Origin of the sequence: Sphingosinithalassobacter tenebrarum, assembly GCF_011057975.1 — a bacterium.
GTDB classification, from domain to species: Bacteria; Pseudomonadota; Alphaproteobacteria; order Sphingomonadales; family Sphingomonadaceae; genus Sphingomonas; species Sphingomonas tenebrarum.
Map to the genome: position 1 here is coordinate 964109 of NZ_CP049109.1, position 17510 is coordinate 981618.

Annotated in this window: 20 protein-coding genes; 5 read left to right on the plus strand and 15 right to left on the minus strand. The window is 65.1% G+C overall.

Going from position 1 to position 17510, the window contains the following annotated elements; genetic code table 11:
• From G5C33_RS04865 to G5C33_RS04885, 5 genes are read right to left on the minus strand one after another with little or no spacing between them, the layout of a single operon-like run.
• Positions 1-912 (minus strand): alpha/beta fold hydrolase, encoded by a 912-nt coding sequence (locus G5C33_RS04865; protein ID WP_165326185.1) that lies wholly within the window; start codon positions 910-912, stop codon positions 1-3.
• Positions 913-945: 33 nt separating this feature from the next.
• On the minus strand, positions 946-1848 hold the full coding sequence (locus G5C33_RS04870) for a pirin family protein (protein ID WP_165326186.1): 903 nt from the start codon (positions 1846-1848) through the stop codon (positions 946-948).
• The gene (locus tag G5C33_RS04875) at positions 1845-2282 is read right to left on the minus strand and encodes an NUDIX hydrolase (protein WP_165326187.1); all 438 of its coding nucleotides are present in this window, start codon (positions 2280-2282) and stop codon (positions 1845-1847) included. Before G5C33_RS04875 ends, G5C33_RS04870 begins: the two co-directional genes overlap by 4 nt.
• On the minus strand, positions 2279-2983 hold the full coding sequence (locus G5C33_RS04880) for a glutathione S-transferase (protein ID WP_165326188.1): 705 nt from the start codon (positions 2981-2983) through the stop codon (positions 2279-2281). The genes G5C33_RS04875 and G5C33_RS04880 overlap by 4 nt, the downstream gene beginning before the upstream one ends.
• Complete coding sequence (locus G5C33_RS04885; protein WP_165326189.1) at positions 2976-3272, minus strand: BolA family protein; 297 nt, start codon at positions 3270-3272, stop codon at positions 2976-2978. The genes G5C33_RS04880 and G5C33_RS04885 overlap by 8 nt, the downstream gene beginning before the upstream one ends.
• An 89-nt stretch (positions 3273-3361) precedes the next feature.
• On the opposite strand from G5C33_RS04885, the gene G5C33_RS04890 reads away from it, so the two are divergent.
• Positions 3362-3934: a J domain-containing protein gene (locus G5C33_RS04890; protein ID WP_165326190.1), complete on the plus strand. Its 573-nt coding sequence runs from the start codon at positions 3362-3364 to the stop codon at positions 3932-3934.
• 90 nt (positions 3935-4024) lie between these two features.
• Here the strand turns inward: G5C33_RS04890 and fghA are convergent, their stop codons facing one another.
• From fghA to G5C33_RS04920, 6 genes are all read right to left on the minus strand, one after another.
• Entirely contained in the window at positions 4025-4867 is an 843-nt protein-coding gene (gene fghA, locus G5C33_RS04895) for an S-formylglutathione hydrolase (protein ID WP_165326191.1), read from the minus strand.
• The gene (purU, locus tag G5C33_RS04900; protein WP_165326192.1) at positions 4864-5727 is read right to left on the minus strand and encodes a formyltetrahydrofolate deformylase; all 864 of its coding nucleotides are present in this window, start codon (positions 5725-5727) and stop codon (positions 4864-4866) included. Before purU ends, fghA begins: the two co-directional genes overlap by 4 nt.
• Complete coding sequence (locus G5C33_RS04905) at positions 5724-6113, minus strand: VOC family protein (RefSeq protein ID WP_165326193.1); 390 nt, start codon at positions 6111-6113, stop codon at positions 5724-5726. Before G5C33_RS04905 ends, purU begins: the two co-directional genes overlap by 4 nt.
• A 122-nt stretch (positions 6114-6235) precedes the next feature.
• Positions 6236-7348 carry an S-(hydroxymethyl)glutathione dehydrogenase/class III alcohol dehydrogenase gene (locus G5C33_RS04910; RefSeq protein ID WP_165326194.1) on the minus strand — a complete coding sequence of 371 codons (1113 nt, stop codon included), beginning with the start codon at positions 7346-7348 and terminating at the stop codon, positions 6236-6238.
• A gap of 225 nt (positions 7349-7573) precedes the next feature.
• Entirely contained in the window at positions 7574-8359 is a 786-nt protein-coding gene (locus tag G5C33_RS04915) for a VOC family protein (RefSeq protein WP_165326195.1), read from the minus strand.
• Positions 8360-8370: 11 nt separating this feature from the next.
• Complete coding sequence (locus G5C33_RS04920) at positions 8371-8727, minus strand: DUF1428 domain-containing protein (protein ID WP_165326196.1); 357 nt, start codon at positions 8725-8727, stop codon at positions 8371-8373.
• Positions 8728-8822: 95 nt separating this feature from the next.
• Between G5C33_RS04920 and G5C33_RS04925 the strand changes: the two genes are divergently transcribed.
• Both G5C33_RS04925 and cobS read left to right on the plus strand, forming a co-directional pair.
• Positions 8823-9521 carry a winged helix-turn-helix transcriptional regulator gene (locus G5C33_RS04925; protein ID WP_165326197.1) on the plus strand — a complete coding sequence of 233 codons (699 nt, stop codon included), beginning with the start codon at positions 8823-8825 and terminating at the stop codon, positions 9519-9521.
• 74 nt (positions 9522-9595) lie between these two features.
• The gene (gene cobS, locus G5C33_RS04930; protein WP_165326198.1) at positions 9596-10606 is read left to right on the plus strand and encodes a cobaltochelatase subunit CobS; all 1011 of its coding nucleotides are present in this window, start codon (positions 9596-9598) and stop codon (positions 10604-10606) included.
• Between the two features lie 4 nt (positions 10607-10610).
• Here cobS and G5C33_RS04935 read toward each other — a convergent pair whose 3' ends face one another.
• Entirely contained in the window at positions 10611-10982 is a 372-nt protein-coding gene (locus G5C33_RS04935; RefSeq protein WP_165326199.1) for a hypothetical protein, read from the minus strand.
• A 132-nt stretch (positions 10983-11114) separates the two neighbouring features.
• Between G5C33_RS04935 and cobT the strand changes: the two genes are divergently transcribed.
• On the plus strand, positions 11115-12947 hold the full coding sequence (gene cobT, locus G5C33_RS04940; RefSeq protein ID WP_165326200.1) for a cobaltochelatase subunit CobT: 1833 nt from the start codon (positions 11115-11117) through the stop codon (positions 12945-12947).
• Between the two features lie 18 nt (positions 12948-12965).
• A complete protein-coding gene (locus G5C33_RS04945) occupies positions 12966-13262 on the plus strand; it encodes a ribbon-helix-helix domain-containing protein (RefSeq protein WP_165326201.1) in 297 nt (98 codons plus the stop codon).
• Between the two features lie 105 nt (positions 13263-13367).
• On the opposite strand, the gene G5C33_RS04950 is transcribed toward G5C33_RS04945, so the two are convergent.
• The 3 genes from G5C33_RS04950 to G5C33_RS04960 all read right to left on the minus strand — a co-directional run bounded on the left by G5C33_RS04950 (position 13368) and on the right by G5C33_RS04960 (position 17501).
• Positions 13368-14045, minus strand: a complete 678-nt coding sequence (locus G5C33_RS04950; protein ID WP_165326202.1) for a Fe2+-dependent dioxygenase — start codon at positions 14043-14045, stop codon at positions 13368-13370.
• Positions 14046-14117: 72 nt separating this feature from the next.
• Entirely contained in the window at positions 14118-16418 is a 2301-nt protein-coding gene (locus G5C33_RS04955) for a catecholate siderophore receptor Fiu (protein ID WP_165326203.1), read from the minus strand.
• 108 nt (positions 16419-16526) lie between these two features.
• Positions 16527-17501, minus strand: a complete 975-nt coding sequence (locus tag G5C33_RS04960; RefSeq protein ID WP_323126181.1) for an FAD:protein FMN transferase — start codon at positions 17499-17501, stop codon at positions 16527-16529.
• Positions 17502-17510 lie beyond the last annotated feature (9 nt).

Genomic DNA, 17510 nt, shown 5'->3' on the forward strand with positions numbered 1-17510 from the left:
TCAGGCGCCTGCCGGGGCGGGCTGTTCGGCGAACCAGCCGCGCAGCGCCGCGATCACTGCATCGGGCCTTTCCCACGGAATGAAATGCCCCGCTTCGGCGACCCGCACGATGGTGAGATCGCGCACATGCGCCTCCAGCCCATCGAGCTGGCAGGGAAGCAGCGCCGGATCCTTCATCCCCCAGACGACCAGGGTAGGCATGGCGATCGGCGGGAGTTCGGGGATCGGGAAGGTGGGCTTGTCGATTTCCGCCTCGACCGGCGGCACTTCGATGCTGCTGGCGCGATACCAGTTGAGCATTGCGGAAAGCGCGCCGGGCTGCGTCCACTGGTCGAGGTATATGGCCTTTTCTTCCTCCGGGATCGGCACCGGAATATGCGCGGCGAAATTGCGCTCGAAAAAGCTGAGCATCCCGCGCGCATCAATTGCGTTTTCGAAACCTTCGCTGCGGAAGGCGCGCATATACTGGCTCGCGGCGCGCTGATCCTTGTCGGTGATCAGCGTCTGCTGGAAGACCACCGGGTGCGGCGCGTTGAGGATGACCAGCCGTTCGACGCGGTCGGGGCGCAATATCGCCGCCATCCACGCGATCGCGCCGCCCCAGTCATGGCCGACGAGGGTGAACTTGCCGATGCCGAAATGATCGGCGAGCGCGATCAGATCGGCGAGAATCTCCTGCGGCGCGTATTTCGCCACGCCTTCGGGTTTGGACGAGCGGGCATAGCCGCGCTGGTCGGGGGCGATTACATGATGGTCGCGCGCCAGATCGGGGATGATGTCCCGCCAGGTGCGATGCGATTCGGGAAAGCCGTGCAGCAGGATCACCGGCGGGTTCGCCGGGTCGCCCTCTACCGCGACGTCGAGTGAAACGCCCGTCGGCAAATCGACGCGCTGCAGGTTGAACGCTTTCATCCTCTGCCCCTTCCCGGTCTGGCGCCCTGGGTTTCAGGGATAGCTTACGGTTTTCGGAACCTCGGGGATAGGGATGAATTCCTTGTCGTCGTCGGGGACGAGCGGGAAATTGCCTGCCTTCCAGTCAGCTTTTGCCTGTTCGATGCGGTCGCGGCGCGAGGAGACGAAATTCCACCAGACGTGGCGTGGCTCGGCAAAGGCCTCGCCGCCGCAGAACATCACGCGGCCGCCGCGTTGCGACGTCAGCGAGCCGGTCGTGCCGGGCCGCAGTACGTAGAGTGTCTTCTGCTCCAGCGGCATTCCGTCCAGGCTGGCATCGCCGACCGCGACGTATAGCGCGCGCTCTTCGGCTTCGGCATCGATCGGGATCGCCCCGTTCGCCATCAGCATGATGTCGGCATAGATGGTGTCGGCATAGCAGGTGGTCGGCGCGGAAATGCCCCACAGGCTGCCCATGATCACCCGCGCGCGCGCACCCGAATCGGAGAGCATCGGCAGATCGGGCGCGGCGACATGCTCGAATGCCGGATCGCGCTCCTCGTCGGCTTCGGGCAGCGCGAGCCAGGTCTGGATGCCCGACAGCGCCGGGCCCTTCTCACGCTCGTCGCCGGGCGAGCGTTCGCTATGGACGATGCCGCGCCCGGCGGTCATCAGATTGACTGCGCCCGGCTCGATCCGCGCGAAGGTGCCGAGCGAATCGCGATGGTCGATCGCGCCGTCGAACAGATAGGTGACGGTGGCGAGATTGATATGCGGATGCGGGCGCACGTCGATGCCGTTGCCGACCTCGAGATGCGCGGGGCCCATCTGATCGAAGAAGACGAAGGGGCCGACCATCGTGCGCGGGCGGGAGGGCAGCGTGCGATGCACCTTGAATCCGCCCAGATCATGGGTGGTGGGGGTAATCGTCTGAATGATCGCGTCGTCGTCGCTCATGCCATTGCCTCCAGCATATCGCGCAGGTCCTCGGGAAAGATGGCTTCGTGCCAGTCGTCGATTTCCTGGCGATCGAACCAGCGCCATTCACGCATGACGCGACGTTCGAGTTCCGTATGGTTGGCGGTATCGATCTCGGTGCCCTGCGCGCGGACGAGGAAATAGCGTTCGTCCGCAAGCACGGGGACGTGCTCGAGCGTCGTGAATTCCACGACACGTCGGGCGACTTCAGGGCCGCAATCGTAGCGCATGCCGCATTCCTCGAACAATTCGCGGCGCGCGGCGTCGGTGTAGGTCTCGCCGGGATCGACCGCGCCGCCCGGCGTGCACCAGAAGGGCGGACGATCTTCGGCGGTGAAGCGGAACAGCAGCACGCGCTCCTCCGGGTCGAGCAGCAATATGCGCGCGGCGGGGCGGGGTGCCCGTTCGGTCATTCGCCGTCGAGTTCGGGATAGTGCCGGAAGATGCCGTCGGTGTTGAACGGCAGACGGCGATCGCTGGCGCAGTAGCGGCGGATGCCTTCGATCTCGGCGACCAGCCCATGAATGCGCAGCAATGCGGGAATATCGGCTTCGAGCGTCTTCATCCGGCGCGGGAACATGTAGCGCAGCCCCTCGATCAACTGGAACATCGAGCAATCGGCATAGGTCCAGTGATGGTCGATCAGCCAGTCACCGGGATGGCAGCCGGCGGCATTTTCGAACCAGCCGAGAAATTTGGGCATGCGTTCTTCGCGAAACTCCTCGGCGATGCGCAGCGCCTCCGGCTTCTGGTCCTCGTAATAGCGGCCGGTACCGACCGGGTGATGCACCTGATGCACTTCGGCGACAAAATCGGTGACGGTGAGCTGCACCTCGTGCAGCCATAGGCGATCCCCCATGTTCGACGGTGCGAGCTGGTGCCGTTCGCCGAGGAACAGCAGGATGGCGGCGACCTGCGCCAGCGCCATGCCATTCATTTCCAGATAGGGCGGCGCGAAGGGCGGACGGCAGTCATAAGTGCCCATGTCGGCCACCAGCGCTTCGGCACCAAGCTCGCGCGCGCAGTCGCGATAGTCGATCCCGGCCGCCTCGAGTGGCAGACGGACGAATTCGCCGCGGCCCTGAATGCCCGGCCAGTACCAGAGATTATACACCGGCGTTTTCCCCGGGCGCGCGGGCGCGGATGGCGAGCGCGTGAATTTCGTCGACGAGCAGATCGGCAAGCGCCTGATTGACCAGCCGCTGGCGCGCGACGCGATTCTTGCCTTCGAAAATGGGGCTGACGACTTCGACGGTGAAGTGGCTTTCGCCCGATCCGTCATCGCCCATATGGCCACGATGCTGCGCGCTGTCGTTGATCACGGCAAGGCTGGTGGGGGTCAGCGCCTGAGTCAGCCGCTGTGCGATTTTCTCGGCCACGGGGCCGGTAGCGATGCTGTTCATCGCGCCTATATAGGGCGTTTTTGCAAAGGTGTCGCGTGGCGGAAGGCCAACCGAAGAAAGAGCGGCCAAGAAGCCGTTTTCACGGAAGGATGGATTCAAAGGGGCGGCTGTGCGCGATCCCGGGTTGTGACGAACCGGGCGAGTTTCGCGCGCCTCCCGCCGAAGGCGCGGGCGGCGCTTCGGACGGGCCGGGTGCCTATCGCTGGCTGTGCCTCGACCATGTTCGCGCGTTCAATTCGGGCTATAACTATTTCGCCGGAATGACCGCCGAGGAAATCCACGACGCGCAGCGGCCCTTTTCCGGCTGGCAGCGCGAGACGCGGGCCTTCGCCTCGACCGGCGGCGCGGACCGTCCGCCGCGCTGGGCCGATTTCGACGATCCGCTCGATGCGATCGGCGCGCGGTTCAAGGACAGGATGGCGAATATGGAGCAGCGCGGCGAACGCAAGGATGGCCGCCCGCTCAGTCCGCAGGATCGCAGCGCGCTGAAGACGCTGGGGCTCGACAAGGATGCCGACCGCCATGCGCTGCGCAAACGCTACTCGGAACTGGTGCGGCGCTTCCACCCCGATCGCAACGGCGGCGACCGCAGCCATGAGGCGCGGCTGCAGCAAGTGATCAGCGCCTATCAGCAGCTCAAGAGCGCGCCGGCATTTATCTAGCATCCGTTTGGTTCGAGCTTGTCGAGAACCGGTTCTCGACGGGCGCTTCTCGACTTCGCTCGAAGCTGCTCGAACCCAACGGAAAGCTGGCTAGCCCTTCAGCCGCTCGGCATGCCAGGCGATGTGTTCGCCCAGAAAGGTCGAGATGAAATAATAGCTGTGGTCGTAGCCCGGCTGGCGGCGCAGCGTCAGATCGATCTGCGCGCGTTCGCAGGCTTGCTCGAGCAATTCGGGCTTGAGCTGTTCGGTCAGGAAATTGTCGGCGAGGCCCTGATCGACCAGAATCTCCGGCACGGTCGCGCCGTCGTCGATCAGCGCGCAGGCGTCATATTGCCGCCATTCCTTGCGGTCTGCGCCGAGATAGCCGGTCAGCGCCTTTTCGCCCCAGGGGCATTGCAGCGGCGCGGCGATCGGCGCGAAGGCGGAGACGCTGCGGAAGCGCCCGGCATTGCGCAGCGCGATGGTGAGCGCGCCGTGCCCGCCCATCGAATGGCCGGTGATCGCCTGGCGGCCCATGTCCGCCATCGGCAATTCGGCGGCGATCAGCGCGGGCAATTCGTCCTCGATATAGCTGCGCATCCGGTAATTGGCGCGCCACGGTTCCTCGGTCGCGTCGACATAGAAGCCGGCGCCCTTGCCGAAATCATAGGCGTCTTCATCGGGAACGTCGTCGCCGCGCGGCGAGGTGTCCGGCGCGACGAAGATCACGCCATGTTCGGCGCATGCCTGGCGAAACTCGCCCTTTTCGGTGACATTGGCATGGGTGCAGGTGAGGCCCGAAAGATACCAGAGCAGTGGCAGCTTCGCGCCGTCCTCGTGCGGCGGGACATAGACCGAGAAGGTCATGTCGGTGCCGGTCGCGGTCGATGCGTGCTTGTACACGCCTTGGCGGCCGCCGAAGGACTTGTTGGTCGAAACGGTTTCGAGGCTCATCGGAACACCACTGTCTTGCCGCCGTTCAGAAACACCCGCCGCGCGCCGACGGCGTCCACTGCGCGCGCGAGCACCTGCGCCTCGATATCGCGGCCGATGCGGATCATGTCGTCGACACCGGCGCGGTGATCGACGCGCTCCACCGCCTGTTCGATGATCGGCCCTTCGTCGAGGTCGCTGGTGACGAAATGCGCGGTCGCCCCGATCAGTTTCACGCCGCGCTCATGCGCGCGGTGATAGGGGCGGGCGCCCTTGAAGCCGGGGAGGAAGCTGTGATGGATGTTGATGCAGCGGCCCGCCAGCCGATCTGCGAAATCCGCCGACAATATCTGCATGTAGCGGGCGAGGATCAGATAGTCGGCGCCGGCCGCGTCGATCAGGGCGAGGATCGCGGCTTCCTGCTCGGCGCGATTGCCGCCCGTGACCGGCAGATAATGGAAGGGCAGGCCGTGCCATTCGACCATCGGCCGCAGCGTTTCATGGTTCGAAACCACCGCCGCGATGTCCATCGACAGCGCGTTGGCGGCGCGGCGGTGGAGCAGGTCGGCGAGGCAATGCGAGCCTTTTGACACTGCGACGATGGCCCGGGGACGGGCGTCGGCGCGGGTCAACGACCAGTCGAGATCGAATTCGGCGGCGACGGGCGCGAAGGCTTCGCGCAACGCCGCTTCGTCACCGGGAAATTTCGGGCCGCCGGGCTGAAACGCGATGCGCAGGAAGAAGCGGCCGGTGTCGAGATCGGCATATTGCTGGCTGTCGAGAATGAACCCGTCGCGCGCGGCGAGCACCCCGCTGACTCCCGCGACGATGCCCACCCGGTCGGCGCAGGTGAGCGTCAGGATCCATTCGGTGCCGGTCATTGCGGCTTGACGTGGAAGGCGCAGAGCTTGTTGCCGTCGGGATCGCGCAGATAGGCGAGATAGATTTGCCCGCGCTCGCCCTTGTCACGATATCCGGGCGGGTCCTCGATCGCCGTGCCGCCATTGGCGAGGCCCGCGCGCATCCAGGCATCGCCCTGTTCGGGCCCGGTGACGGTGAAGCCCACGGTGACGCCATTGCCCGTCTCCGCCGGTTGCTCGTCCAGCGGCTCGCCGACGATCAGCGTGCTGCCCTCGCGCGCCCAGAACCAGCGATTGCGCTCGGGGTCCTTCCAGCTTTTCGCCCCGCCCAGCGCGTCCATCAGCGCGTCGTAGAAACGCTTGGATCGTTCGACATCGTTGCTGCCGAGATGGACGTGGCTGAACATTAGCGCGCCTTTCGGTGTTTGTTCGCCCTCACCCTGCGCCGCCTTCGGCGTCTCGTCCCTCTCCCGAGGGGAGAGGGAGGGAGGCGCGCAGCGCCGGGAGGATGAGGGTGATCGATCTGCGTTCAGTACACCACGACCGAGCGGATGCTCTCGCCCTTGTGCATCAGATCGAAGCCCTTGTTGATCTCCTCGAGGCTGAGGACATGGGTGATCATCGGGTCGATGGCGATCTTGCCGTTCATGTACCAGTCGACGATCTTGGGCACGTCGGTCCGGCCCTTGGCGCCGCCGAACGCCGTGCCCTTCCAAACCCGGCCGGTGACCAGCTGGAACGGGCGCGTCGCGATTTCCTTGCCCGCCTCGGCGACGCCGATGATGACGCTTTCGCCCCAGCCGCGATGGCAGGCCTCGAGTGCGGTACGCATCACTTCGGTATTGCCGGTTGCGTCGAACGTATAGTCGGCGCCGCCATCGGTCATTTCGACGATCTTGGCGACGATCTCGTCACGGCTCATTCCACGCGTGTTGAGGAAGTGCGTCATGCCGAACTTGCGGCCCCATTCCTCACGCTCGGGATTGATGTCGACGCCGATGATCATGTCCGCGCCGACCATCTTGGCGCCCTGGATGACATTGAGGCCGATGCCGCCGAGACCGAAGACGACGACCTTGTCGCCGACCTGCACCTTGGCGGTGTTGACCACCGCGCCGACGCCCGTCGTCACGCCGCAGCCGACATAGCAGCTCGTCTGGAACGGCGCGTCTTCGCGGATCTTGGCGACGGCGATGTCGGGCAGCACGGTGAAGTTCGAGAAGGTCGAGCAGCCCATATAATGGTAGATGGGCTGGCCCTTGTAGGAAAAGCGCGTGGTGCCGTCGGGCATCAGCCCCTTGCCCTGGGTCGCGCGGATCGCGGTGCACAGGTTGGTCTTGCCCGAGAGGCACGACTTACATTTGCGGCATTCGGGTGTGTAGAGCGGGATGACATGGTCGCCGGGCTTCACGCTGGTGACGCCCGGGCCGACTTCGCGTACGATGCCGGCGCCTTCATGGCCGAGCACGCTGGGGAAGATGCCCTCGCTGTCGAACCCGTCGAGCGTATAGGCGTCGGTGTGGCAGATGCCCGTTGCCATGATCTCGGCCAGAACCTCGCCTTCCTTCGGCCCCTCAAGGTCGAGTTCGACGATTTCGAGCGGCTTCTTGGCTTCAAAGGCGACCGCGGCGCGCGTCTTCATACTCTACTCCCGAAATTCCACGTGGTCGGGCGCCGCATATCGCGATGCACGCCGCGAGGCCATAGGGTCGCGCACATTGCGCTGCCGCAAATCCGCTAAGCTTCGGACTGAAAAGAGAAAGATTTTTATACAAATGTCCAATAGCCGACGATTTTGCTGGAAATTCCGGCTATTGGAGGTTTCGCCATCGGTCGCGACCTCGAGTCGGGTGTCTGCTCGCGGCGTTCAGTGACGCTTTCCGACCATGCCGAAATCGACACCCTGCGGATCGCGTGCCTCGATGACGAAATCGCCGCCCGGCACTTCGTGCGGGCCGTTGCGCACCGCGCCGCCGGCGGCTTCGAGCCGGTCCTTCGCTGCGTCGATAGCGCCGACATTCCAGTAGAAATTCCACCGCGAAATACCCGCTTCGGGCGTCCGCATCATCGCGCCGATAGCAGCGTCACCTCGGGCCAGAAATTCATAGTCGCCGCTCGGTCCCATCGGCATCGCGCCGCTGACCGTCCAGCCGAAGCGCTCGAGATACCAGCTTTTCGCCGCCGCCGGATCGGGCGTCACCAGCTCATTCCAGGCGATATGGCCGACCCTATCGGGCGCGAAGGCGGTGCTCTTGGCATCGGGGCGGTCGGCGGGCGGGATCGGCTTCATCAGATAGAGCGGCACGCCCTGCGGATCGGCGACCATTGCGATGCGGCCGACATCGGGCATGGTCTGGTCCATGAACACCGTCCCGCCCGCGGCCTTGAGCTCGGCGATCTCGACATCGACATCGTCGACACAGACATAGCCGTACCAGCCGGGTTTCGCGCCACCTGACAGCATTTCGGGAGAGAGCGGCAGCATCCCGCCGACCATTTCGCCGTCGGGCGCGGCGATTTCGCGATAATCCACCGGCGGATGGCCCTGTTCGGGCACGGCCCACCCCATCACTTCCTGATAGAAGGCGCGCGCGCCCGTAAGGTCCGGCGTCATCAGTTCGTACCAGATGAAGGCGCCCTGATCATCCGACATGGCGTCGTCTCCTATGCGGACTTGATGTCGAGGAAGCCGTCGAAGCCGCCCCAGAACATGCGCTTGCCGTCGAAGGGCATTTCGCCGGGGTTATTCATACGATCGTCCTCCATGATTTTCGCCCAGCCCGCGTCGCGCGCTTCCTTCGAGGGCCAGAGGATCCAGGAGAAGACGACATTCTCGCCTTCCTCCGCGGCGACTGCCTTGAAGAAATCGGTATGTTCGCCCCTGGCGATGTCGTCGCCCCAGCCTTCGACCACCTGAAGCGCGCCATGTTCGATGAACATCGGATCGATGCGCGCTGCCATTTCCTTGTAGGCGGCTTCGTTGCCTTCGGGCACGGGCAGGATGATTCCGTCGATATACATGGCGTTTCTCCTCAGGCGATTGCGGAAACGGAGGCTGCGCTGTCCGGCGAATCACTGATTGCAGGTGATGCGACCAATAGTTAGTAAAAGCAACTATGGAGTTAGAAAAAATAACTGATTACGATCTGGGCAAGCCGAAACGCTGGTATCGGGACGCATGCGGGACGGCGCTGGCGATGGATCTGGTGGGCGAGCGCTGGTCGCTGCTGATCATCCGCGAATTGCTGCTCGGGCCGCGCCGGTTCGGCGAAGTGCGTGCCGCGCTGCCGGGAATCAGCGCCAATGTGCTGACGCAGCGGCTCGAGGGGCTCGAAAAAGCCGGGATGCTGCGGCGGAAGCTGCTGGCCGATCATCCGGGCGTGCAGGTCTATGAGCTCACGCGCTGGGGCTATGCCGCAGAAGAACCGATCTTCGCGCTGAGCCGCTGGGTGGCGGGGTCGCCGCTGCATGATGTGACGCTGCCGCTGAGCAACACCGCCTTCATGCTGTCGCTGCGCACGATGATGGATCGCGGCCGCGCCGCTGCGCTGGAGGGCATGGGTCTGAGCTTCCGGGTCGGCGGCGAGCCGTTTCGTGCGGTTATCGCCGATGCGATGCTCTCGGTACGGCGCGACGATGCGGCCGGGGCGGAAATCCTTTTCGAAGGCGATACCGACGGCTTCAAGCCCGTCTTCTACGGCCCCGAGCCGCTTGCCGTCACGGTTCCCGCCGGGCTGGTGCGCGTTACGGGCGACATCGATCGCGCACAGGCGTTCGTCGATTGTTTCCGCCTGCCGGCCTTCATCAACGACTGATCGCGCCTCTTGCGTTGCAGCAAGCGCCGCCAGCGCCTAGGTGAAGGGCCGAAACACGAGCGGACCTGAACAGAATGAGCGATATCCCCAACACCCAGCCCGACAGCCGCGAGACGACCGTCCTCGACGCGCCCGACAAGATGGTGAAGGCGCGCGACGTGTTCGGCATCGATTCCGACATGGAAGTACCGGCGTTCAGCGAGGCCGACGAACGCGTGCCCGATCTCGATCCCGCCTATGTCTTCGATCCCGACACGACGATGGCGATCCTGGCGGGCTTCGCGTTCAATCGCCGCGTGATGATCCAGGGCTATCATGGCACCGGCAAATCCTCGCACATCGAACAGGTCGCCGCGCGGCTCAACTGGCCGTGCATCCGCATCAATCTCGACGCGCATATCAGCCGTATCGACCTGATCGGCCGCGACGCGATCGTGCTCAAGGACGGGGTGCAGGTCACCGAATTCCGCGAAGGCCTGCTCCCCTGGGCGTTGCAGACGCCGACCGCGCTTGTCTTCGACGAATATGATGCGGGCCGCCCCGACGTGATGTTCGTGATTCAGCGCGTTCTGGAAACCGAAGGCAAGCTGACGTTGCTCGACCAGAATCGCGTGATCCGGCCGAACCCCTGGTTCCGCCTGTTCGCGACCGCCAACACGGTGGGTCTGGGCGATACAAGCGGCCTCTATCACGGCACGCAGCAGATCAATCAGGGCCAGATGGACCGCTGGAACATCGTGGTGAACCTGAATTACCTGCCCGCCGCCACCGAGGCGCAGATCGTGCTCGCCAAATCGGGCGAATATGACAAGCCGGGCGGCAAGGAGACGGTGGAGAACATGGTCCGCGTCGCCGACCTCACGCGCAAGGGCTTCATCAACGGCGACATCTCGACCGTGATGAGCCCGCGTACCGTGCTCACCTGGGCGCAGAACGCGTTGATCTTCGGCGATGTCGGCTTTGCCTTCCGCCTGTCGTTCCTCAACAAGTGCGACGAGGCCGAGCGGCCGCTGGTGGCGGAATATTATCAGCGCGTGTTCGGCACTGACCTGCCCGAAAGCGTGACCGCCAAGGCCGAGGCGTAAGGTTTCAGCGCCCCCGGCGGCCGAAGCTGCCGGGCGGCGGGCGCCTGATCGGCTCCTCTTCGGTGCCGAGCGCTTCGATCTTGCGCGCGACGCGGGCTTCGAAGCTTTCGTCGGCCAAGGGATCGTCGCCGTCGCGCCTGGGCGACCTGGCGTGCCGATCGCGTCGCATCGTGTACCACAGCGCGAACCCGGCTGCGGCAAGCATCGCCAGGCTGATCCAGTTGGCATAGGCCGGCTCCTGCGCCTCTGCGGCGGCGGCGTCACCGGATTCCGATGCGGCGCTCTCCGCGCCGACAGGCGCCGCGGCGGCATGCGTCGGCAGGCCTGAAGCCAGCGCCAGCGCGGCGGCCAGTGCGATTTGGCGAGCGGTGTTCATGCGCTTTCCCCGTTGCGAACCGGGCGAGGAGGATGCGGGAAGGGGCTTACGATTAGGTTAGTCCGCCGCTTTTTCGCCCGGCGCGGCGGCGCCCGGCGTTGACATCGCAGACACAGCCACCATGCAGGAACAATGGCGAACGAGACTCCCACCGAAAGATTGCGCAACGTGCTCGCGGGCACCGCGCGCGCGCTGTCCAACGACGCCGAAGTCGAGCTGAGCTTCACGGCCGACGCGCCGGCGCAGTCGGGCAAGCAGATCAAGGTGCCGATGCCCGGCCGCAGCCTGCCCGCCGATCAGGTGGCCGAGGCGCGTGGTTTTGCCGACAGCTTCGCGCTACGCGCGCGGCTGCACGACAGCGGCATGCATCTGAAGGGCGCCCCGCGCGAGGCAGTGGCGCGATCGGTGTTCGATGCGGTCGAGACCGCGCGTGTCGAGGCGCTGGGGTCGCGCGGCTATGCCGGGATCGCGGCCAATCTCGAACATTCGCTCGAAATGCGGCTGCGCTCCGATCCGATCGCGCGGGCACGCACGCGCGATGAAGTGCCGCTGTCGACGGCGATCGGCCTGATGGTGCGCGAGCGGCTGACCGGCAAGTCCGCGCCCGCCACCGCCGCGCCGGGGCTCGCGCTGGTTTCCGACTGGATCGAGGATCGCGCCGGGGCCGATCTCGATTCGCTCGCGCTCGCGATCGACGATCAGGAAACCTTCGCTCAGTTCGCTTCGAAGATGCTCGAGGATCTCGAGCTGACCGAAGGCGAGATGCTGCCCGATGACGACGAAGAGGGCGGCAACGACGACGAAGGCACCGAAGACCAGGAAGACGAAGGCGAGGAACAGGGCGAAAGCGAATCCGACGCCGGCGAAGGCGATGTCGACGCGCGCGGCGAGCAGAGCGAATCCGAAGGCGATCAGGGCGAAGGCGAGGAGCAGCAGCAGGAAGAAGGCCTGGACGAAGCCGATGGCGACAGCGGCGACGAGGGCGAGGACGGCATGATGCCGGTGCGGCCCAACCGACCCTGGTCGGACCTGCCGCCGCAATTCGAATATCAGCCCTATACGACCAAATTCGATGAAGTGATTGCCGCGACGGATCTGTGCGAGAATGAGGAGCTCGACCGGCTGCGCAGCTATCTCGACCAGCAGATGACGCATCTGCAGGGCGCGGTGACCAAGCTCGCCAACCGGCTCCAGCGCCGGCTGATGGCGCAGCAGAACCGCAGCTGGGATTTCGATCAGGAGGAAGGGTTGCTCGATGCCGCGCGGCTGGCGCGCGTCGTCGTCAATCCGATGCAGTCGCTCAGCTACAAGGTCGAGCGCGATACCGAGTTTCGCGATACCGTCGTCACGCTGCTGATCGACAATTCGGGATCGATGCGCGGACGGCCGATCTCGATCGCCGCGATCAGCGCCGATATTCTCGCGCGCACGCTCGAACGCGTCGGCGTGAAGGTCGAAATTCTCGGCTTCACCACACGCGCGTGGAAGGGCGGCCAGAGCCGCGAGGCGTGGCTCGCCGACGGGCGCCCGCCGCAGCCCGGCCGGCTCAATGATCTGCGCCACATCGTCTACAAACAGGCCGACGAGCCGTGGCGGCGCGCCAAGAAGTCGCTCGGGCTGATGATGCGCGAGGGGCTGCTCAAGGAGAATATCGACGGCGAGGCGCTGCTCTGGGCGCATGGCCGGATTATCGCACGGCCCGAGGACCGCAAGCTGCTGATGGTGATCTCGGACGGCGCGCCGGTCGACGATTCGACGCTGTCGGTCAATTCGGGCGCCTATCTCGAACGGCATCTGCGCCAGGTGATCGGCTGGATCGAACAGCGCTCGCCGGTGAAGCTCGTCGCCATCGGTATCGGGCACGACGTGACACGTTATTATCAAAAGGCGGTGACGATCATGGATGCCGAACAGCTTGCCGGCACGATGATGGAGCAGCTTGCCGGCCTGTTCGACGATGACTGAGCCTCACGGGCGGCGGGCGTGAAGGTCGAACCGCCGCCGGGGGGCTTTGCCGGGCCGGTCAAGCGATCGGTGACGATTGCCGGGCATCCGACGTCGATCAGCCTGGAACCGATTTTCTGGGACGCGCTGGAAGCGGCTGCGGCCGAGCGCGCGCTGCCGCTCAACGCATTGATCGCGGCGATCGACCATGCCCGCATCGGCGCGGAGGAGCCGCCCAATCTGGCGAGTGCGATCCGCAGCTGGTTGATGGCGGAGCGACGGACAAGTTCCTCCCCCGGAGGGGGAGGGGGACCGCCGCAGGCGGTGGAGGGGTAGTAGCTGCAAGCCCCGCGCTTAGTACCCCTCCACCACCAGCTGCGCTGGTGGTCCCCCTCCCCTTCCAGGGGAGGAGCTTGTTGTGACTTGCTACCGGAGCGCGCCCTAGGTTTCCGCCCAGCTGCGCAGCAGATTGTGATAGACGCCGGTCAGTTGCAGCGTCGCGCCTTCATCGGCGCCATCGGCGATCAGCTTCTGGATCGACGTGTCCATTTCGAACAGCATCCGCCGCCGCGCATCGTCGCGCACCATGCTCTGGATCCAGAAGAAGGAAGCGATGCGCGCGCCGCGCGTCACCGGCGCGACACGGTGAAGGCTGGACGAAGGATAGACGAGCGCGTCGCCGGCGGGCAGCGTCACTTCATGCTCGCCATAGGTGTCGGCGATGATCAGCTCGCCACCGTCATAATCGTCGGGATCGTTGAGGAAGAGCGTGCAGGAGACGTCCGAGCGGATGTGCGATCCGTCCGCCTGTCGCATCACCGATCCATCGACGTGAAAGCCATATTGCCCGCCGCCGGTATAGCGATTGAAGCGCGGTGGCAGGATGCGCAGCGGCAGCGCCGCGGCGAAGAAGAGCGGGCTAGCCTGCAACGCGTCGAGCACCATCTGGCCCAGCTCCGCTTTCAGCGGCGAGGCATCGGGAAGCTGATGGTTGCGCTTGACCCGCGCGCCCTGCGGCCCAACCGTTTCGCGGCCGTCGGCCCAGTCGGCGGCTTCCAGACGGCCCCGGATTTCGGCGGCCTTTTCGGGGCTCAGGATGCGGGGAATATGGAGCAGCATACGGGTGACGATTGCCTGAAATGACGTGCGGCGGAAAGTCTCCCTTCCGCCGCACCAGTGCAATGACCTGAATCAAAAACCGAAATCGGCGCTGAACAGGAAGGTTTGCGGCGTGCCCGGGGTATAGCGATAGCCGCTCTTGTTGATCGAGACGACATAGCGCTCGTCGAACAGGTTATACGCGTTCACCCGCAGCGTGACATTGTCGGTAACCGCATAGGAAGCGACGGCATCGACCGTCGTCCAGCTTTCGGTATAGGTCGGCGTACCCACCGCGCCGTCGGTGCCGCGATGCATCCCGCCGGTATGGCGCACGCCGCCCCCGATCGTCAGACCCATCGGCAGGCGATAGCTGGTCCACAGCGTGAAGGCGTCATCGGGCGTGTAGGTGAGGTTGGGCGTGCCGTCGCTGGTGACGGGCGGACCTTCCTCGACGCTGGTGTCGAGATGGCTGTACCCGGCCGAAATCGACCAGTTGGGCGTGATGTTGCCGACCATCGACAGCTCGATGCCCTCGACGCGCTTCTCGCCGGTCTGGGTGGGGTTGCCGAAATCGTCGAGGATGTCGGTGTTGATCTCGTTGCTCACTGTGGTGCGGAAGATCGCGGCGGTGGCGAGCAGGCGATCGCCGAACAGCTGCCACTTCACGCCGGCTTCGATCGTGTCCGATTTCTGCGGGTCGAGATTGGGATTGTCGGCGCTGCGCGTCGACGTGCTCAGGCTGAAATTATCGCCGCCCGGAGGCTGCTGCGAAACGGCGTAGTTCACATAGAGGCTGAGCGGGCGGATCGGCTTCACCACCGCGCCGAGCTTCCAGTTGAACAGCGTGCCGCTGGTATCGAGATCGGCGGTCTCGACGATCGTCCCGACCGGTTCGCCGCCACAGGAAACCGCGCCGCGGCCGGTGCCGTCGTTGCACACGGCGGTGGCGTCGTAATCGGTCTGGTAGAAATCGAGACGCAGACCGCCCGTCACCAGCAGCTTGTCGTCAAGGAACTTCAGCGTGTCGAAGACATAGAGCGACTGGGTGTCGGTGCTGCCCTCGCGCTCCGATCCGTCGCGGCCCCAGCTGAGGTCGCCGGTATCAGACCAGTCGGGATCATAGAGATTGGCATCGGGAAGCGTGCCGGAACGCGAAACGCCATAGGAAGTCTGCTTTTCATGCACGATCTCTGCCCCGACGACGAGATTGTGTTCGACCGCGCCGGTCGTGAAGTCGGCGCGCAGGCTGAGCTGATCGGCAAGGATGAGATTGCGCTGGTCCTTCACCGTGGGAAGGCTCCGCGCCATTGTGTAGGTCGACAGGTCGCTGGGGTCGGTCGCGCTGATGTTGCCGCCCGTCGACATGAATGCGGTCAGCAGATAATCCTGCTCCGTCATCCCCCAGCGCGCGACATTGGTCAGCGACACGCTGTCCGAGAAATCATGTTCGACCTGCAGCGTGGCCATCTTGGCCGTTACGTCGTCGTGATCGGCGCGCGTTCCATAGAAGTTGGTCGGATCGACCGGATGACCGACAAGCGGCTCGAGGCCCGGTTGCGGTTCCCAGCCGGGCAGGCCGATCGTGGGCACATAGCCGTCGGGCACATTGTCCTGATCGACATAGAGAAGATTGAGATAGACGCGCGTATCGCTGCCCAGGCCGAGGCCGAGCGACGGCGCGATGCCGATGCGGCTGTTGTTGACGCGATCGCGACCGGGAACGTCGCTGTCCTGCCACATCACGTTGAGGCGGAGCGCGCCGCCGGCCATGCCCGACAGCGGCACGTTGACGTCGCCCGTCGCGCGGGTCTGGCCGTCGACGCCCGCGGAGATGATGCCGCCGACATAGGTGCGCGAAAAGGCGCGCTTGCTGACGAGGTTGATCGCGCCCGAAGGGGCGGTACGGCCGTTGTCGGTGCCTGCCGGGCCCTTTTCGATTTCGATCTGTTCGATGTTGAAAATGTCACGCGAGATCGAGCCGAGGTCGCGAACGCCGTCGACGAAGATGCTGCTCGAGGTGTCGAAGCCGCGCATCGAGATATTGTCGCCGGTGGTCGTGTTGCCGTTCTCGCCGGCGTAGAAGGTGCCGACGCCCGGGCTGTTGCGCAGCGCTTCGGCAAGGCTGGTGGCGCCCTGCTGGTTGAACAGTTCGCTGTCGATGATCTGTATCGTCTGCGGCGTATCCGCGATCGGCTGCGTGAATTTCAGCTGGGTCAGGATCTCGTCACCATGAACGACGATCGTACCGCGCCCGCTCTGCGGTTGCGGCTGCTGCGGCTGCGCATCCTGCGCGGCGGCGTGCTGCACGCCCATCGCGGCCAGCGAAATGCCCATCGTGACTTCGATCGAGCGCTTCCTGCTGCGGATGCCCCCCCGGTTGCTCTTGCTCATATTTCTCCCCCTCAAAGGACTGCGATGATTATGATTCGCAGTCGCATAGTTGGGAGAAGTCGCTCTTGCAAGTCATTCGCAATTAAAAGATGCAATGCGTTGCGCGGCTCAGTCGCTGAGCATCGCCTCCAGCGCGGGAGAAATCCGCTCGGAAACCATCGTTCCGCGCCCGATCACCATCTGCACCGCCAGGGACTCCCGCTCGGCCAGGGTCATTCCGTCAGGACCGAGAACCGTCAGCGCCGTCGCCCAGGCGTCGGCGAGCATGCACTCGCGATGCAGCACCGTCACCGATCGCACGCCGCTGTCGATCGGCGCGCCGCTGCGCGGATCGATCGTGTGCGCATAGCGACGCCCGTCATGTTCGATGCTGCGCATATAGTCCCCCGAAGTCGCGACGGCGATCCCGTGCAGCGCCACGCGCAGCGGGGCGACGGCGACATCGGGCGGCATTTCGATATCGACCCACCAGGGCTGGCCGTCGGGGCGGATACCCTCGCCGACCAGCTCGCCGCCGATCTCGACCAGGAAGTCGGTAAGGCCCAGCGCGCGCAGCGCAGCGGCAAGGGCATCGACGGCATAGCCCTTCGCGATGCCCGAAAAATCGAACCAGACCGGCCGCGAGCGCCGCACGCGCAGCAGTGGCTTGTCATATTCCACGCCGGCAACACCCGAAGCGGCAAGCGCCTTGGCGATGTCGGCATCCTCGGGAATGCCCTCGCGCGGGCCGGAGGGGCCAAAGCCCCACAGATCCGAGAGCCGCCCCATCGCGGGATCGAACGAGCCGCCGCTGCGCCGCGCGACGTCCATCGCCGCGCCCAGCACATGCGAAAAGGCCGGCGGCAGCGGCTGCCATTCGTAGACCGGGCTGTGATTGACGCGGCTGATGTCCGACCCGCGATCCCAGTGGCTCATTTCGGCATTCACGCCGGCCAGGGTGCGCTCGATCGCGCGCTGCGTATCCTGCGACAGCCCGTCCTCGGGCGCGGCGATGCGCGCCGACCAGCGGGTGCCCATCGTTTCACCCGAAAACGTCTCGACGGAGGCATCCGCCCGCCGCCGGGCAAGGGCGGCGGGAGACACGTCCGTCGG

Coding starts and splice junctions, on each gene's coding strand:
- G5C33_RS04875 (WP_165326187.1), bottom strand. CDS start 2,282: ATGACCGAACGGGCACCCCGCCCCGCCGCGCGCATATTGCTGCTCGAC.
- cobS (WP_165326198.1), top strand. CDS start 9,596: ATGAGCGATATCCCCAACACCCAGCCCGACAGCCGCGAGACGACCGTC.
- G5C33_RS04955 (WP_165326203.1), bottom strand. CDS start 16,418: ATGAGCAAGAGCAACCGGGGGGGCATCCGCAGCAGGAAGCGCTCGATC.
- G5C33_RS04890 (WP_165326190.1), top strand. CDS start 3,362: ATGGATTCAAAGGGGCGGCTGTGCGCGATCCCGGGTTGTGACGAACCG.
- G5C33_RS04885 (WP_165326189.1), bottom strand. CDS start 3,272: ATGAACAGCATCGCTACCGGCCCCGTGGCCGAGAAAATCGCACAGCGG.
- G5C33_RS04910 (WP_165326194.1), bottom strand. CDS start 7,348: ATGAAGACGCGCGCCGCGGTCGCCTTTGAAGCCAAGAAGCCGCTCGAA.
- G5C33_RS04935 (WP_165326199.1), bottom strand. CDS start 10,982: ATGAACACCGCTCGCCAAATCGCACTGGCCGCCGCGCTGGCGCTGGCT.
- fghA (WP_165326191.1), bottom strand. CDS start 4,867: ATGAGCCTCGAAACCGTTTCGACCAACAAGTCCTTCGGCGGCCGCCAA.
- G5C33_RS04950 (WP_165326202.1), bottom strand. CDS start 14,045: ATGCTGCTCCATATTCCCCGCATCCTGAGCCCCGAAAAGGCCGCCGAA.
- G5C33_RS04925 (WP_165326197.1), top strand. CDS start 8,823: ATGGAGTTAGAAAAAATAACTGATTACGATCTGGGCAAGCCGAAACGC.
- G5C33_RS04915 (WP_165326195.1), bottom strand. CDS start 8,359: ATGTCGGATGATCAGGGCGCCTTCATCTGGTACGAACTGATGACGCCG.
- G5C33_RS04920 (WP_165326196.1), bottom strand. CDS start 8,727: ATGTATATCGACGGAATCATCCTGCCCGTGCCCGAAGGCAACGAAGCC.
- G5C33_RS04870 (WP_165326186.1), bottom strand. CDS start 1,848: ATGAGCGACGACGACGCGATCATTCAGACGATTACCCCCACCACCCAT.
- purU (WP_165326192.1), bottom strand. CDS start 5,727: ATGACCGGCACCGAATGGATCCTGACGCTCACCTGCGCCGACCGGGTG.
- G5C33_RS04905 (WP_165326193.1), bottom strand. CDS start 6,113: ATGTTCAGCCACGTCCATCTCGGCAGCAACGATGTCGAACGATCCAAG.
- G5C33_RS04865 (WP_165326185.1), bottom strand. CDS start 912: ATGAAAGCGTTCAACCTGCAGCGCGTCGATTTGCCGACGGGCGTTTCA.
- cobT (WP_165326200.1), top strand. CDS start 11,115: ATGGCGAACGAGACTCCCACCGAAAGATTGCGCAACGTGCTCGCGGGC.